At 71.1% G+C, this 16,821-nt stretch carries 13 protein-coding genes; 10 read left to right on the forward strand and 3 right to left on the reverse strand.

The window, feature by feature from the left end; translation table 11 throughout:
• Positions 1–350 precede the first annotated feature (350 nt).
• The 8 genes from ACFYXC_RS24660 to ACFYXC_RS24695 all read left to right on the forward strand — a co-directional run bounded on the left by ACFYXC_RS24660 (position 351) and on the right by ACFYXC_RS24695 (position 12,993).
• Positions 351–2,297: an acyl-CoA dehydrogenase family protein gene (locus tag ACFYXC_RS24660; protein WP_389554061.1), complete on the forward strand. Its 1,947-nt coding sequence runs from the start codon at positions 351–353 to the stop codon at positions 2,295–2,297.
• Positions 2,298–2,500: 203 nt separating this feature from the next.
• On the forward strand, positions 2,501–5,239 hold the full coding sequence (secA, locus tag ACFYXC_RS24665) for a preprotein translocase subunit SecA (protein WP_389554084.1): 2,739 nt from the start codon (positions 2,501–2,503) through the stop codon (positions 5,237–5,239).
• Positions 5,240–5,409: 170 nt separating this feature from the next.
• Positions 5,410–6,735, forward strand: coding sequence for a 1-deoxy-D-xylulose-5-phosphate reductoisomerase (gene dxr, locus ACFYXC_RS24670; RefSeq protein ID WP_389554062.1), 1,326 nt, complete (start codon positions 5,410–5,412; stop codon positions 6,733–6,735).
• Positions 6,732–8,036, forward strand: coding sequence for a M50 family metallopeptidase (locus ACFYXC_RS24675; protein ID WP_388911437.1), 1,305 nt, complete (start codon positions 6,732–6,734; stop codon positions 8,034–8,036). Before dxr ends, ACFYXC_RS24675 begins: the two co-directional genes overlap by 4 nt.
• Before the next feature lie 167 nt (positions 8,037–8,203).
• Positions 8,204–9,361 carry a flavodoxin-dependent (E)-4-hydroxy-3-methylbut-2-enyl-diphosphate synthase gene (gene ispG / locus ACFYXC_RS24680; RefSeq protein ID WP_388911440.1) on the forward strand — a complete coding sequence of 386 codons (1,158 nt, stop codon included), beginning with the start codon at positions 8,204–8,206 and terminating at the stop codon, positions 9,359–9,361.
• A 268-nt stretch (positions 9,362–9,629) separates the two neighbouring features.
• Positions 9,630–10,478, forward strand: coding sequence for a GNAT family N-acetyltransferase (locus ACFYXC_RS24685; RefSeq protein ID WP_388911444.1), 849 nt, complete (start codon positions 9,630–9,632; stop codon positions 10,476–10,478).
• Between the two features lie 123 nt (positions 10,479–10,601).
• A complete protein-coding gene (locus ACFYXC_RS24690; protein WP_388911447.1) occupies positions 10,602–11,180 on the forward strand; it encodes a GNAT family N-acetyltransferase in 579 nt (192 codons plus the stop codon).
• 115 nt (positions 11,181–11,295) lie between these two features.
• Positions 11,296–12,993, forward strand: a complete 1,698-nt coding sequence (locus ACFYXC_RS24695; RefSeq protein WP_389554063.1) for a proline--tRNA ligase — start codon at positions 11,296–11,298, stop codon at positions 12,991–12,993.
• A gap of 45 nt (positions 12,994–13,038) precedes the next feature.
• On the opposite strand, the gene ACFYXC_RS24700 is transcribed toward ACFYXC_RS24695, so the two are convergent.
• Genes ACFYXC_RS24700 through ACFYXC_RS24710 form a run of 3 tightly spaced genes read right to left on the reverse strand, consistent with a single transcriptional unit; the run spans position 13,039 to position 15,024 of the window.
• Positions 13,039–13,932, reverse strand: coding sequence for an aminoglycoside phosphotransferase family protein (locus ACFYXC_RS24700; protein ID WP_389554064.1), 894 nt, complete (start codon positions 13,930–13,932; stop codon positions 13,039–13,041).
• A 28-nt stretch (positions 13,933–13,960) separates the two neighbouring features.
• Entirely contained in the window at positions 13,961–14,461 is a 501-nt protein-coding gene (locus ACFYXC_RS24705) for a ferritin-like domain-containing protein (RefSeq protein ID WP_389554065.1), read from the reverse strand.
• Complete coding sequence (locus ACFYXC_RS24710; protein ID WP_389554066.1) at positions 14,458–15,024, reverse strand: hypothetical protein; 567 nt, start codon at positions 15,022–15,024, stop codon at positions 14,458–14,460. Before ACFYXC_RS24710 ends, ACFYXC_RS24705 begins: the two co-directional genes overlap by 4 nt.
• 208 nt (positions 15,025–15,232) lie before the next feature.
• Between ACFYXC_RS24710 and rimP the strand changes: the two genes are divergently transcribed.
• Positions 15,233–15,742: a ribosome maturation factor RimP gene (gene rimP, locus ACFYXC_RS24715; RefSeq protein ID WP_389554067.1), complete on the forward strand. Its 510-nt coding sequence runs from the start codon at positions 15,233–15,235 to the stop codon at positions 15,740–15,742.
• A 2-nt stretch (positions 15,743–15,744) separates the two neighbouring features.
• Positions 15,745–16,779, forward strand: a complete 1,035-nt coding sequence (gene nusA, locus ACFYXC_RS24720) for a transcription termination factor NusA (RefSeq protein WP_388911465.1) — start codon at positions 15,745–15,747, stop codon at positions 16,777–16,779.
• Positions 16,780–16,821 lie beyond the last annotated feature (42 nt).

Genomic DNA, 16,821 nt, shown 5'->3' on the forward strand with positions numbered 1-16,821 from the left:
TTGTGTGAAGCGCTTCGACAGGGCGCGTCGGGGGTGAGGGGGAGTGTGGGTGGCTCGACAGTAGCTTGACGGGAGGTGGGTGTCCATAGGTTGTCGAAGCGCTTCGACTCCGTCGGTGCCGGGAGTGCCCACCGGGGTGGGGGACGGGGTGGGGTGGCGGGTGCCGGTTCGGTGGGGGTCGAGCGCGCAGTTCCCCGCGCCCCTGGGCAGGCGGCCCTGCTGTGCCCCGAACGGTGCGCCGGGGGTGGTGGGTGGGGTCGGAATCAGGTACATACGGACCAGTAGCACCGGTCGGTAAGTATGCGGAAAGTGTTGGAAAGTATCAGACCAGGATCCCTATTCGCGGCGAGGTGAGCCTCTTGTCCGCAACACCCCCCCAGCCCGCTGTCACCGAACGTGAGGCCCGTCAGGTCGCCGAGGCCGCGCGGGAGCAGGACTGGCGCAGACCCAGCTTCGCCAAGGAGCTGTTCCTCGGCCGTTTCCGGCTCGACCTGATCCATCCCCACCCGATGCCCCCCGACGAGGACGCCCGCCGTGGTGAGGCGTTCCTCGCCCGGCTGCGCGACTTCTGCGAGACCAAGATCGACTCCGCGCTCATCGAGCGGGAGGCCCGGATCCCCGACGAGGTGATCAACGGGCTCAAGGAGCTCGGCGCCCTCGGCATGAAGATCGACACGAAGTACGGCGGCCTCGGTCTGACGCAGGTCTACTACAACAAGGCGCTCGCCCTCGTCGGTTCGGCGAACCCGGCGCTCGGCGCGCTGCTCTCCGCGCACCAGTCGATCGGCGTACCGCAGCCGCTGAAGATCTTCGGCACCCAGGAGCAGAAGGACGCCTTCCTGCCGCGCCTGGCCCGCACCGACATCTCCGCCTTCCTGCTCACCGAGCCGGACGTGGGCTCCGACCCGGCGCGGCTCGCCACCAGCGCGGTGCCGGACGGGGACGAGTACGTCCTAGACGGGGTGAAGCTCTGGACGACCAACGGCGTGGTCGCCGACCTGCTGGTGGTGATGGCACGGGTGCCGAGGTCCGACGGGCACAAGGGCGGCATCACCGCGTTCGTCGTGGAGGCCGCGGCCGAGGGCGTCACCGTCGAGCACCGCAACGCGTTCATGGGGCTGCGCGGCCTGGAGAACGGCGTCACCCGCTTCCACCGCGTCCGGGTACCCGCCGCGAACCGCATCGGCCCCGAGGGCGCCGGCCTGAAGATCGCCCTGACCACGCTCAACACCGGGCGGCTCTCGCTGCCCGCCATGTGCGTCGGCGCCGGCAAGTGGTGCCTGAAGATCGCCCGCGAGTGGTCCTCCGTGCGGGAGCAGTGGGGCAAGCCGGTCGCCCACCACGAGGCCGTGGGCGCGAAGATCTCCTTCATCGCGGCGACCACGTTCGCCCTGGAGGCCGTCCTCGACCTGTCGTCCCAGATGGCCGACGAGGACCGCAACGACATCCGCATCGAAGCCGCCCTGGCCAAGCTGTACGGCTCCGAGATGGCCTGGCTGATGGCCGACGAACTGGTCCAGATCCGCGGCGGCCGCGGCTTCGAGACCGCCGACTCGCTCGCCGCCCGCGGCGAACGGGCCGTCCCCGCCGAGCAGGTGCTGCGCGACCTGCGCATCAACCGCATCTTCGAGGGCTCGACGGAGATCATGCACCTGCTGATCGCGCGGGAGGCCGTCGACGCGCACCTCTCCGTGGCCGGCGACCTCATCGACCCCGACAAGTCCCTCAAGGACAAGGCGAGGGCGGGCGCGAACGCCGGGGTCTTCTACGCCAAGTGGTTCCCCAAGCTCGTCGCGGGCCCCGGCCAACTGCCCCGCTCCTACGCGGACTTCCACCCGGCGGGCCATGTCGACCTGTCCGGCCACCTCCGGTACGTGGAGCGCTCCGCCCGCAAGCTCGCCCGGTCCACCTTCTACGCCATGTCCCGCTGGCAGGGCCGGATGGAGACCAAGCAGGGTTTCCTCGGCCGGATCGTCGACATCGGCGCCGAACTGTTCGCGATGAGCGCCACCTGTGTGCGCGCCGAGCTGCTGCGCACCACGGAGGCGCACGGCCGCGAGGCGTACCAGCTCGCGGACGCCTTCTGCAGCCAGTCCCGCGTCCGGGTAGAAGAGCTCTTCGGCCGCCTGTGGTCCAACACCGACGACCTGGACCACAAGGTCGTCAGGGGCGTCCTCGGCGGCGCCTACACCTGGCTGGAGGACGGGATCGTCGACCTGTCGGGCGAGGGCCCCTGGATCGCCGACGCCACCCCCGGCGCGTCCGGGAAGGAGAACGTCCACCGCCCCATCCGCTGACCTTCGCCCCAGGAACGCACTGCTGTCCCCGTCGCCGTCCTGCTGCTTGCCGCACGGAAACCGTGCGCCGACAATGAGCGCGATGGCGAACGGGGACAATTCACGCGCCACAGTGTGGAACTCCCCGTGGACGCGAACCGTGGCATTCCGTGGGGGCGATTCCCGTGCCGGTACTCGGTCTCGACAACATCACCGGCCGGATCATGCGGGCCGGCGAGGGAAGGCTGCTGCGCAGGCTGCAGCGCACGGCCGAACAGGTCGGCTCCCTCGAAGCGGAGTTCGAGCAGCTCACCGACGAGGAACTCCAGGCGCTCACCCCGGAGTTCAAGGAGCGGTACGAGGCCGGGGAGAGCCTCGACGACCTGCTGCCGGAGGCGTTCGCCGCCATGCGCGAAGCCGCCCGCCGCACCCTCGGCATGCGCCACTTCGACGTACAGCTGATGGGCGGCGCGGCCCTCCACCTCGGCAACATCGCCGAGATGCAGACCGGCGAGGGCAAGACCCTGGTGGCCACCCTGCCGGTCTACCTGAACGCCCTGACCGGCAAAGGAGTCCACCTCGTCACCGTCAACGACTACCTCGCCCAGCGCGACGCCGACTGGATGGGCCGTGCCTATCGCTTCCTCGGACTGTCCGTGGGCGTCATCAAGACCGGGTCGACCCCGGCCGAGCGGCGCGCGCAGTACGCCTGCGACATCACCTACGGCACCAACACCGAGTTCGGCTTCGACTACCTGCGCGACAACATGGCCTGGTCCAGGGACGAACTCGTCCAGCGCGGCCACCACTTCGCAATCGTCGACGAGGCCGACTCGATCCTCATCGACGAGGCGCGGACCCCGCTGATCATCTCCGGTCCGGCCGACCGGCCCACGCACTGGTACGAGGCGTTCGCCAGGATGGTCACCCGGATGCGCGGAGTCGCCGTCCAGGACGAGAACTTCACCACGCCGGCCGACAAGGAGCGCCTCGCAGGCATGCGCGCCACCCACGACTACGAGTACGACCAGAAGAAGCGCACCGTGGCGATCCTCGACCGCGGAGTCGAGTTCCTCCAGGACCAGCTCGGCATCGACAGCCTCTACGAGTCCGACCACACGTCCCTCATCGGGCACCTGAACAACGCGCTCAAGGCGAAGGAGCACTTCAGGAGGGACAAGGACTACGTCGTGGTGGACGGCGAGGTCCTCATCGTCGACGAGCACACCGGCCGCATCCTCGCCGGCCGCCGCTACAACGAGGGCCTGCACCAGGCCATCGAGGCGAAGGAGGGCGTGACGGTCAAGGACGAGAACCAGACCCTCGCCACCATCACCCTGCAGAACTTCTTCCGCCTGTACGAGAAGCTCGGCGGGATGACCGGCACCGCCATGACCGAGGCCGCCGAGTTCCACCAGATCTACCAGCTCCACGTGGTGCCGATCCCCACCAACCGGCCGATGGCCCGCGCCGACGACCCGGACCAGATCTACCGGACCGTCGACGCCAAGTACACGGCGATCCTCGACGACATCGCCGACAAGCACGAGAAGGGCCAGCCGGTCCTGGTCGGCACCACCTCCGTCGAGAAGTCCGAGCTCCTCGCCGCCCACCTGCGCGGGCGCGGTATCCGGCACGAGGTGCTCAACGCGAAGAACCACCGGCGCGAGGCGCAGATCGTGGCGCAGGCCGGCCGCCGGGGCGCGGTCACCGTGGCCACCAACATGGCCGGCCGCGGCACCGACATCATGCTCGGCGGCAACCCCGAGGCCATGGCGCTCGCGGAGCTGGACCGGCGCGGCCTCACACCGGAGGAGAACCCGGACGAGCACCGGGAGACCCTCGCCCGGATCAAGGAGTCCGTCGCGGCCGAGCACGGCGAGGTGAAGGAACTCGGCGGGCTGTACGTCCTGGGCACCGAGCGCCACGAGTCGCGCCGCATCGACAACCAGCTCCGCGGCCGCTCCGGCCGCCAGGGCGACCCCGGCGCCTCCCGCTTCTACCTCTCCCTGGAGGACGACCTGATGCGGCTGTTCCGCGCCCAGGTCGTCGACCGCGTGATGTCGATGGCGAACGTCCCCGACGACGTCCCCATCGAGAACAAGATGGTCACCCGGGCCATCGCCTCCGCCCAGTCCCAACTGGAGCAGCAGCACTTCGAGTCCCGCAAGGACGTGCTGAAGTTCGACGAGGTGCTCAACCGGCAGCGCACCCTCATCTACGCGGAACGCCGCCGGGTGCTGGCCGGGGAGGACCTGCGCGAACAGATCCTCCACTTCATGGACGACACCATCCGCGCGTACGTCGCCGTGGAGACCGCCGAGGGCTTCCCCGAGGAGTGGAACCTGGAGCGGCTGTGGAGCGCCTTCGAACAGCTCTACCCGGTGGGCGTCACCGTCGAGGACCTGGAGGACGCCGCGGGCGACCGGTCCGACCTCACCGCGGACGGACTCGCCGACGCCGTCATCGACGACATCCACGCCCGCTACGAGCAGCGCGAGGCCGAGCTCGGCGCGGAGACCCTGCGCGACCTGGAGCGGCTCGTCGTGCTGTCGGTCCTGGACCGCAAATGGCGCGAGCACCTCTACGAGATGGACTACCTCCGCGACGGCATCGGCCTGCGCTGGACGCTCGGCCGGGAGCCGATCGTCGAGTACGAGCGCGAGGGCTACGACATGTTCGTCGCCATGAACGACGCCATCAAGGAGGAGTCGGTCGGGTACGTGTTCAATCTGGACGCGTCCGGCAAGGCCGCCGGTCAGGAGGGTCTGGAGGTCGGTCGGCGCACCGACGGGCTGCACTTCAGCGCGCCCACGCTGGATACGGCGGAGGGGGTCGTCGAAGGGGACTTCGAGCCTGCCGACGCCGTGCCCGCGCCTTCGGCGGAGGGGGCGGCCGACGCGAAACCCCGGCCCCGCCGGGCCGCCGCCAAGTCCCGGAGCCGTCGCAAGCGCAAGAGGTAGAGGGCTTGCGGGTCAGGAGGCGACCGCGGGCCGGTGGGGGTTTGTCGCGCAGTTCCCCGCGCCCCTCAGGAGGCGCCCGGCGCCCGCGGAGGGCCCCGTGCGCCCCTGACAGGGCACCGCAGGGGGCGCCCCCGTCCCCTTCGCCGTGGCGTTGCGGCAACAATGGGGGGATGAGTGACCGTCCAGCGCCCCTCGCCAATCCGCATCTCGTCTTCGATCCCGTGGACGGAGGCCGGGATGTCGTGATCCTCGGTTCCACCGGATCGATCGGCACCCAGGCCATCGACCTCGTGCTGCGCAACCCCGGCCGGTTCCGGGTGACCGGGCTCTCCGCGGCGGGCGGGAAGGTGGGCCTGCTCGCCGAGCAGGCCCACCGGCTCCGCGTCCGGACCGTGGCCGTGGCGCGCGAGGACGCCGTACCGGCCCTGCGTGCGGCCCTGTCCGCGCGCTACGGGCCCGGGGAGCCCCTTCCCGAGGTACTCGCCGGAGCGGACGCCGCCACCCACCTCGCCGCCTCCGCCGGCCACACCGTCCTGAACGGCATCACCGGCTCCATCGGGCTCGCCCCCACCCTCGCCGCCCTTGAGGCGGGCCGCACCCTCGCGCTCGCCAACAAGGAGTCGCTCATCGTCGGCGGCCCCCTGGTGCGGGCGCTGGCCGCGCCGGGACAGATCATCCCCGTCGACTCCGAGCACGCCGCCCTGTTCCAGGCGCTGGCCTCGGGCACCCGGGCCGACGTACGCAAACTGGTCGTCACCGCCTCCGGCGGCCCCTTCAGAGGACGTACGAAGGCCGAGCTGGCCGACGTCACCCCGGAGGACGCCCTCGCGCACCCCACCTGGGCCATGGGTCCCGTCATCACCGTCAACTCGGCGACCCTCGTCAACAAGGGACTCGAAGTCATCGAGGCGCACCTCCTCTACGACATTCCCTTCGACCGCATTGAGGTGGTCGTGCACCCGCAGTCGTATGTCCACTCGATGGTGGAGTTCACGGACGGATCGACGATGGCCCAGGCGACGCCCCCCGACATGCGGGGACCGATCGCCATCGGTCTCGGCTGGCCCGAACGCGTCCCCGACGCGGCCCCCGCCTTCGACTGGTCGAAGGCGTCCAGCTGGGAGTTCTTCCCCCTCGACGACGACGCGTTCCCGTCGGTCGGGCTCGCCCGGCACGTCGGGGAGCTCGCGGGCACGGCCCCCGCGGTGTTCAATGCGGCCAACGAAGAATGCGTGGACGCGTTCCTGAACGGCACCCTGCCGTTCAACGGGATCATGGAGACCGTCACGGAGGTCGTCGCCGAGCACGGGACTCCCCCGACCCCGGCTTCGCCCGATCGGGGGGACCCCCACCGTACGGGAACCTCGCTCACCGTCGCGGACGTCCTCGAAGCGGAGACCTGGGCGCGCGCCCGGGCCCGTGAACTGACAGCACGGGCCACAGCCCGGACGACAACCCACACGACAGCCATGACAACGGCGGAGGCCCGTGCATGACGACCCTGATGATGATCCTCGGCATAGTCGTCTTCGCGGTCGGCCTGCTCTTCTCGATCGCCTGGCACGAGCTGGGACATCTCTCCACGGCCAAGCTGTTCGGCATCCGCGTGCCGCAGTACATGGTCGGCTTCGGCCCGACGATCTTCTCGCGCCGCAAGGGCGAGACGGAGTACGGGGTCAAGGCCATCCCGCTCGGCGGCTACATCCGCATGATCGGCATGTTCCCGCCCGGCCCCGACGGCCGGATAGAGGCCCGCTCCACCTCACCGTGGCGCGGCATGATCGAGGACGCCAGGGCGCAGTCCTTCGAGGAACTGCAGCCCGGCGACGAGAAGCGGCTCTTCTACACGCGCAAGCCGTGGAAGCGCGTCATCGTGATGTTCGCCGGCCCCTTCATGAACCTGATCCTCGCCGTCGCGATCTTCCTCGGCGTGATGATGACCTTCGGCGTCCAGACCCAGACCACCACGGTCGGCAAGGTCTCCGACTGCGTCATCGAACAGAGCGAGTCCCGGTCCGCGTGCCAGAAGGGCGACACGCCCGCGCCCGCCAAGGCCGCCGGCCTCCGGGGCGGTGACAAGATCGTCGCGTTCAACGGCGAGAAGGTGACCGACTGGTCGACCCTCCAGTCCGACATCCGCGCCAACCCGGGCAAGGACGTCACCCTGACCGTCGAGCGCGACGGCAAGCAGCTCGACCTCGGCGCACACCTGATCCGCAACCAGGTCAGCAAGACCGACGGCGACGGCGGCTACGTCGAGGGCAAGTACGTGTACGCCGGCTTCCTCGGCTTCACGCCCGCCTCCGGCATCGTCCAGCAGTCGTTCGGGCAGTCCGTGGACCGCATGGGCGAGATGATGCAGAACGGCGTCGAGTCGCTGGTCGCCCTGCCGTCCAAGGTCCCCGCCCTGTGGGACGCGGCCTTCGGCGACGGCGAGCGCGAGGCGGACTCCCCGATGGGCGTGGTCGGTGCGGCGCGCGTCGGCGGCGAGGTCTTCACCCTCGACATCCCGCCGGAGAACCAGATCGCGATGATGCTGTTCCTCGTCGCCGGCTTCAACCTCTCCCTGTTCCTGTTCAACATGCTCCCGCTGCTGCCCCTCGACGGCGGGCACATCGCGGGCGCCCTGTGGGAGTCGCTGCGGCGCAACGCCGCGAAGGTGCTGCGGCGCCCGGACCCCGGCCCGTTCGACGTGGCGAAGCTGATGCCCGTCGCGTACGTGGTGGCCGGGATCTTCATCTGCTTCACGATCCTGGTGCTGATCGCGGACGTCGTCAACCCGGTGAGAATCTCCTAGTCATACCCCGTTCATGACGGCCGGACACGATGTGTGTCCGGCCGTCCCTTATCGGATGGTCGTGTCCGGGGAATGTGCTCCCGCCTGCGGGGGTGCCGTAATCTCGATGACTGGAGCCCGTCAGCTTTCGGGACCGACCGAATCCTTACCTTGGGGTTGCACAGCAGATGACTGCGATTTCACTCGGCATGCCGTCCGTTCCGACCAAGCTCGCCGAGCGCCGCAAGAGCCGGAAGATCCAGGTCGGAACCGTGGCAGTGGGCGGAGACGCGCCCGTCTCGGTGCAGTCGATGACGACGACGCGTACGTCCGACGTCGGCGCCACGCTCCAGCAGATCGCCGAACTGACCGCGTCCGGCTGCCAGATCGTGCGGGTGGCGTGCCCCACACAGGACGACGCGGACGCGCTGGCCACCATCGCCCGCAAGTCGCAGATCCCTGTCATCGCGGACATCCACTTCCAGCCGAAGTACGTGTTCGCCGCGATCGACGCCGGCTGCGCCGCCGTGCGCGTGAACCCCGGCAACATCAAGCAGTTCGACGACCAGGTCAAGGAGATCGCGCGGGCCGCCAAGGACACCGGCACGCCGATCCGCATCGGGGTCAACGCCGGCTCCCTCGACAAGCGCCTGCTCCAGAAGTACGGCAAGGCGACACCCGAGGCGCTCGTCGAGTCGGCGCTGTGGGAGGCGTCGCTCTTCGAGGAGCACGACTTCCGGGACATCAAGATCTCGGTCAAGCACAACGACCCGGTCGTCATGGTCAACGCCTACCGCCAGCTCGCCGCCGCCTGCGACTACCCGCTCCACCTCGGCGTGACCGAGGCCGGCCCGGCCTTCCAGGGCACGATCAAGTCGGCGGTCGCCTTCGGGGCGCTGCTCAGCGAGGGCATCGGCGACACCATCCGCGTCTCCCTCTCGGCCCCGCCGGTCGAGGAGATCAAGGTCGGCATGCAGATCCTGGAGTCGCTGAACCTCAAGCAGCGCCGCCTGGAGATCGTCTCCTGCCCGTCCTGCGGACGCGCCCAGGTCGACGTCTACAAGCTGGCCGAGGAGGTCACGGCGGGCCTGGAGGGCATGGAGGTCCCGCTGCGCGTCGCGGTCATGGGCTGCGTCGTGAACGGCCCCGGCGAGGCCCGCGAGGCAGACCTCGGCGTCGCCTCCGGCAACGGCAAGGGCCAGATCTTCGTCAAGGGCGAGGTCATCAAGACGGTCCCGGAATCGAAGATCGTCGAAACGCTGATCGAGGAAGCGATGAAGATCGCGGAGCAGATGGAGGCCGCCGGCATCCCCTCCGGGGAGCCGTCTGTGTCGGTCGCGGGCTGAGGATTCAGTCTGCGGGTGCGTGGGGGCTGGTCGCGCAGTTCCCCGCGCCCCTGGGTAGTTCAGCCGGTCCGGCGTCTTGGGTGGTTCAGCCCGTCCGGCGTTTGAGGACGAGCGCGGAGCGCGACAGCGGGGGTCTGGGGGCGCAGCCCCCAGGGAAGGGTAGAGGCGGCGGGGGCGAGGAAAGCCGGCCAGCCCCACCGGGCGGCACACCACACCGCCGCCAGGTACAGTGCGGAGATCAGCAGACCTGATGGTGAAGGCCCCGCACGTGTTGACGCAGACAACCACCAGAGTCCTCGACCCGAGCGACCTGGACGCCGCGCTCGCCGTCCTAGACCGCGAGCCGGTGGCGAACGCCTTCGTGACCTCCCGCGTACAGGTCGCCGGCCTCGACCCCTGGCGCCTCGGCGGCGAGATGTGGGGCTGGTACGAGGACGGCATGCTGACCTCCCTCTGCTACGCGGGCGCCAACCTCGTCCCGATCTGCGCCACCCCCCGGGCCGTCCGCGCCTTCGCGGACCGCGCCCGCAGAGCCGGCCGCCGCTGCTCCTCCATCGTCGGCCCCTCCGAGGCGACGGCCCAGCTCTGGCGCCTCCTGGAACCCAGCTGGGGCCCGGCCCGTGAGGTCAGGCCGCACCAGCCCCTGATGGTCGCCGACCGGCTGCCCGCCGACATCACCCCGGATCCGTACGTCCGCCGCATCCGCAAGGACGAGATCGAGACGATCATGCCGGCGTGCGTGGCGATGTTCACGGAGGAGGTCGGTGTCTCCCCGCTCGCGGGCGACGGCGGCCTGCTCTACCAGGCGAGGGTCGCCGAACTCGTCGGCAGCGGACGCTCGTTCGCGCACGTCGACCGCGACGGCCGGGTCGTCTTCAAGGCCGAGATCGGCGCCGCCACGACACGCGCCTGCCAGATCCAGGGTGTCTGGGTCGCCCCCGAGTACCGCGGCAGGGGCCTCGCGGCCCCCGGCATGGCCGCGGTCCTGCGCTACGCCCTCGCGGACGTCGCCCCGCTGGTCAGCCTCTACGTCAACGACTTCAACACCGCGGCCCGGGCGACCTACCGCAGAGTCGGCTTCCAGGAGACCGGCGCGTTCATGAGCGTCCTGTTCTGAGCCGGCGGCCCGCGCCCCTGAGAGGGGCGCGGGGAACTGCGCGACCAGCCACTTCCGGCCCGCACCCGGAAGGCGACCCCGGCCCGGCCCACGCGGTGGGGACACCCCAGGTAGTCTCCGCACATGCTGCGCTTCCCCGGTCAGCCCGGTCAGGGCCCGCTCACCCCCGAAGACATCGTCATCGGCCCCCTGGACCTGGCCACCCGTATCGACGAGGCCCTGAACGTCCAGGCCGTCGCCTTCGGACTCGGCGCGGACGAGGTCGCCGTACGACGTCAGATCGTGCTCCGGCACCTCACCTTCCCCGGCGCCCGCGCACTCGGCGCGACCACCCCGGACGGACGGCTCGCCGGCTTCGTCTACGGCATGCCCAACGACCGCGCGCACTGGTGGTCCACCGTCGTCGAGCCCTACCTGCGCGGCCGCGGACACGACGAATGGCTGGACCACTCCTTCGTGATCACCGAACTGCACGTCCACCCGGACTTCCAGAACCGCGGGGTGGGCCGCGCCCTGATCACCACCATCACGGACGGCGCCGCCGAACCGCGCTCGATCCTCTCGGCCATCGACACGGACAGCCCCGCCCGCGGGCTGTACCGCTCGCTCGGCTACCAGGACCTCGCCGTCCAGGTCCTGTTCCCCAGCGCACCGAAGCCGTACGTGGTGATGGGCGCCCCGCTGCCCCTCGAACGCCGCTGACGCGTCCCTCCCGTACCGCTCTTCCCCAGGTCCGCCGATAACGGATTTCGGCGACGGCGACCGCCCGGCTAACCTCCTAGCCATCATCTATAAGCAGCAGCAGGAGTCGAGAACCATGGCCCAGGTCCAGCGCATGTCCCGTTTGATGGTCAAGACACTGCGTGACGACCCGGCGGACGCCGAGGTGCTCAGCCACAAGCTGCTGGTGCGCGCCGGCTACGTCCGCCGGACCGCCGCCGGCCTGTGGTCCTGGCTGCCGCTGGGCAAGAAGGTGCTGGCCAACGTCGAACGGGTGGTCCGCGAGGAGATGGACGCCATCGGCGCCCAGGAGGTCACGCTGCCCGCCCTGCTGCCGAAGGAGCCCTACGAGGCGACCGGCCGCTGGGAGGAGTACGGCCCCGAGCTGTTCCGCCTGAACGACCGCAAGGGCGGCGACTACCTCCTCGGCCCGACCCACGAGGAGATCTTCACCCTCCTGGTCAAGGACCAGTGCACGTCCTACAAGGACCTGCCCGTGATCCTCTACCAGATCCAGAACAAGTACCGCGACGAGGCCCGCCCCCGCGCCGGCATCCTGCGCGGCCGTGAGTTCCTGATGAAGGACTCGTACTCCTTCGACACGGCGGACGAGGGCCTCGCCGAGTCGTACGCCCTGCACCGTGAGGCGTACCAGAAGATCTTCGCGCGTCTCGGTCTGGACTACCGCATCTGCGCGGCCACCGCGGGCGCCATGGGCGGCTCCAAGTCGGAGGAGTTCCTCGCCCCGGCCGCCGCCGGCGAGGACACCTTCGCGGACTGCCCGAACTGCGACTACGCCGCCAACACCGAGGCGATCACCCACCCGCTGACGCCCGTCGACGCGGCCGGGGTCCCCGCCCTGGAGGAGATCCCCACCCCCGACACCCCGACCATCGAGACGCTCGCCGCGTACCTGGAGGTGCCCGCCTCCGCCACCCTGAAGAACCTGCTGGTCAAGGTGGACGGCGAGATCGTCGCGATCGGGGTTCCCGGTGACCGCGAGGTCGACATGGACAAGGTGGAGGCGCACTTCGCGCCCGCCGCCGTCGAACTCGTCACGGCCGAGGACTTCACCGGCCGCGACGACCTCGTGCGCGGCTACGTCGGCCCGCAGGGCCTGGAGAAGGTCCGCTACCTCGCCGACCCCCGCGTCGCCCCCGGCACCGCCTGGATCACCGGCGCCAACAAGGAGGGCGTGCACGCGAAGAACGTCGTCGCGGGCCGTGACTTCGAGGTCGACGCGCACGTGGACGCGGTCGTCGTGCGCGAGGGCGACCCCTGCCCCGTCTGCGGCACCGGTCTCACGCTGGACCGCGCCATCGAGATCGGCCACATCTTCCAGCTCGGCCGCAAGTACGCCGACGCCCTCCAGCTCGACGTGCTCGGCCAGCAGGGCAAGCCGGTCCGCGTCACCATGGGCTCGTACGGCATCGGCGTCTCGCGCGCGGTCGCCGCGCTCGCCGAGCAGCACGCCGACGAGCAGGGCCTGGTCTGGCCCGCCGAGATCGCCCCGGCCGACGTCCATGTCGTCGCGGCCGGCAAGGCCCTCCAGACCGAGCTGGCCCTCGACGTCTCGCGGAAGCTGGGCGAGGCGGGCGTACGGGTGCTCGTGGACGACCGTGCGGGCGTCTCGCCCGGCGTGAAGTTCACGGACGCCGAACTCATCGGCGTACCGCAGATCCTGGTCGCCGGACGGCGCTCGGCCGACGGCGTCCTGGAGCTGAAGAACCGCCGCACCGGCGAGCGCGAGGAGCTGACGGTGGACGAGGCCGTCGCCCGCCTCACGGCGAAGTAGTCCGCACACCGGGGGGCCGTCCGGGAACGGCCGACCCCCCGGGGCCTACAGCCAGGCGGCGAACTCGAGCAGCAGCTCGGCGTCCCTCGGCCGGCCCACGCGCCGGGCCCGTACGCCCGACTCCACGGCCCGGAACAGGGTCCAGCCACGCAGCCGCTCCTGGTCCACGTCCAGGGACTCCGCGAGGCGCTTCACCCGGCGGCGGGTGGTGGAGCCGCCGGACGGGGAGGCGATCAGGTCCTCGACCCGGTCGCGGACCAGCCGGGCCAGGTCGAAGGCGCACTCGCCGACCACGGGATCCGGTCCGACGGCCAGCCAGGGGCTGCGGTCGCCCGCCAGGACCTTGCTCTGCCGGAAGGTGCCGTGCAGCAGGCGGGCCCGCGGCGGGGACGCCAGGAGCTCCGCACGCACCGCGAGGGCCGCGTCGACCAGCGGCACCGCCTCGGTGTCGGCGCCCGCCCGCATCGCCTCGGCCTGCCGTCCCGTCCGCTCGGCCACGGTCTCGAAGACATGGTCCGCGGGCGGCTCGACCCACAGCCTGCGCAGCGCCCCGGCCGCCTCCAGCATCGACCTGGCCTCCGGCAGCGACCGCACCGACACATCGGGCTGCAGCCGCTCCAGCAGCAGGACGCCCTCGGTGCCGGCCGGCTCCAGGAGACGTACCGCACCCCGGCCGTCCCAGTGCGCCAGCGCGGCCCGCTCGCTCTCGGGGCGGGCCCGGCGCGGCGCCAGCTTCAGGACGGCGGGAGTGCCGTCCGGCAGCCGGACCAGGACCACCAGACTGCTGCGCCCGCCGGGAACCTGCACACGCTCCGCGGTCGACTCGCGTAGCACGACGGCCTGCTCGGCCGCCTGCGGCAGCTTCTCCAGCCAGTCGTCACCGCTTGGTGCCGTCTCGCCGAGCGCCTTCACCAGGCGCGGCGGCGGTTCGAAAGCCATGCGCGAGTCGTTCCCTTCCCTGGACGCGTTACGAGGACGGTGTCGCCGACGCGGTGGCGGTGGCCGACCGCTCGGCGAGACCAGGGAAGGCTACGCTCTCGCCGCGCCAGCGCACCGCGCGCACCGCGGCCTCCCGCAGGGCCAGGGCCGCCGCCCTCCGCCGTTCGCCCTCGGTGGCCCGGACGAGGTCGGAGTACACCCCGGCCACCCGGTCCTCCAGTTCGGCGGCGAGCCGCAGGGCCGACTCCGAGTCCGTCACGGAGAACGGCAGCGCATACGCGGCAGCCGCCGGCTCGGGCTTCCCGCCCAGGTCGCGCACGGTGCGCGCCAGCTCGTCCCGGCGCGCCCGGTGCCCGTCGTACGCGGCCCGCGCCTCGGTCCGCCGTTCCTCGCGGATCCTGCCGCCCACGACGCCGTAGCCGTACACGGCGGCATGCTCGGCCCCGAGCGCGGCCTGCGTGGCCGTCAGCTCCGCCGAGTTCTTCGACTGCGCCTGCACCTGCGCTCCAGCCGTGCCGGACCTGTTCACTTCATGTCCTCCGTCAGCAGAAACGCGTGCGCCCCGCCGGCCGCCGCCACCGAGGCCAGCAGCCGGGCCAGCTCTCCCGGCACGCCGAGCAGCGCCTTCATCCGCCGGTCGGCCAACTCGCGCTCGGCCGCCGCGAGTTCGCCGCGGGCCTCCTTCTCGCTCGCCGGCACCGAGGGGGAGGGGGACGGCGAGGCACCCACGGCGGGCTCGGCGGAGGAGCCCTCGGTGGAGCCCCCGGACGGGGTCGCCGCCGCCCGCCCGCCGCCCCCGAACGCCTCGGCGTGCCGCACGACCTCCGCCAGCAGCGGCGTCAGCCGGCCGCTCAGCGCGGGGTGCGCGGCGAGGACGGCCTCGTACCGCCGGGCGAGTCGCTCGCTGTCGCGGGCCGCACGCGCGCGTGCCCGCACGGCGGCGGGCGAACTCCCCTCACCGCCGGTCCCGGAGGTCGAGTCGGAGCCGGAGCAGCCGGTGAGCAGCGCGGCGGTGCCCGCCCCGGCGGCCCCGGCGAGCAGACTCCTTCGGCGCGGCCCCGAAGGGGTGCGCGACGGCAGGGTGAACGGCACGGCAGACGTCCTCGTCAGGGCTCGTACGGACGGAAAGGGGCGGCAGGCCCTTGATCACGGTACCTGTGTACCGCTCCGGCACCCACCAGCGGCGCCGGGCCGCAGCCGGGCGGGCCGCGGTGGACGGCAACACCCCCTGGGACCGGATACCCTTTGACCTGACACGCGACCTACCCACAACAGCACACGCGGCCGAGGAGTCACCCGGATGAGCACCACCCAGAGCGAGAGGCTGCGAGAGCTCCTGGAACCGCTCGTCAGCTCGCAGGGACTCGACCTCGAAGAGATCGCAGTGGACTCGGTGGGCCGTAAGCGTGTGCTGCGCGTCGTCGTCGACTCCGACGAGGGAGCCGACCTCGACGCCACCGCCGATGTGAGCCGCGCGCTCTCGGCGAAGCTCGACGAGACCGACGCCATGGGCCAGGGCGAGTACACCCTGGAGGTGGGAACGCCCGGCGCCGAGCGCGAGCTCCGGGAACACCGCCACTACGTCCGGGCCACCGGCCGTCTCGTGAAGTTCCAGCTGGGAAACGGTGACGAACTGGTCGCCCGGATCATGACCGTCGAGGACGAGGGCATGGACGTCGAGGTGCCCGGCGTGAAGGGGCGCAGGCCCACCGCCAGGAGGCTCGCCTTCGAGGACGTCGCCAAGGCGCGCGTCCAGGTCGAGTTCAACCGCAAGGACACGAAAGACATGAAGGAAGAGGAGGAGGCGTAGCCGTGGACATCGACATGAGTGCCCTGCGGGGTCTGGTGCGGGAGAAGGAGATCTCCTTCGACCTGCTGGTCGAGGCGATCGAGTCGGCCCTCCTCATCGCCTACCACCGCACCGAGGGAAGCCGCCGCCACGCGCGCGTGAAGCTCGACCGGGAGACCGGTCATGTGACCGTGTGGGCGAAGGAGGACCCGGACGACCTGGAGGAGGGGCAGGAGGCACGCGAGTTCGACGACACCCCGTCGGACTTCGGCCGGATCGCCGCCACCACCGCCAAGCAGGTCATCCTCCAGCGTCTGCGGGACGCCGAGGACGACGCGACGCTCGGCGAGTACGCGGGCCGCGAGGGCGACATCGTCACCGGTGTCGTCCAGCAGGGCCGCGACCCGAAGAACGTGCTCGTCGACATCGGCAAGCTGGAGGCCATCCTGCCCGTGCAGGAGCAGGTCCCCGGTGAGTCGTACCAGCACGGCATGCGACTGCGGTCGTACGTCGTACGGGTGGCGAAGGGCGTCCGCGGTCCGTCCGTGACGCTCTCCCGCACCCACCCCAACCTGGTGAAGAAGCTCTTCGCCCTGGAGGTGCCGGAGATCGCCGACGGGTCCGTCGAGATCGCCGCCATCGCCCGCGAGGCCGGCCACCGCACGAAGATCGCCGTCCGGTCCACCCGGTCGGGCCTGAACGCCAAGGGCGCCTGCATCGGCCCCATGGGCGGCCGCGTGCGCAACGTGATGGCCGAGCTGAACGGCGAGAAGATCGACATCGTCGACTGGTCGGACGACCCCGCGGACATGGTGGGCAACGCGCTCTCCCCGGCCCGGGTCTCCAAGGTCGAGGTCGTCGACCTCGCGGCCCGCTCCGCGCGCGTGACGGTCCCGGACTACCAGCTGTCGCTGGCGATCGGCAAGGAAGGGCAGAACGCCCGGCTCGCCGCCCGGCTGACCGGCTGGCGCATCGACATCCGCCCGGACACCGAGCAGACGGGTGACCAGGGCGGCGACCGGCCCGGAGACCGGCAGGCGGACCGGGCCGGCGAGTGACCGGGGAATAGATCCAAGCCGCGAGTGGTTTGGATCACGACA

This window comes from Streptomyces sp. NPDC002701 (assembly GCF_042889045.1).
Lineage (GTDB): Bacteria > Actinomycetota > Actinomycetes > Streptomycetales > Streptomycetaceae > Streptomyces.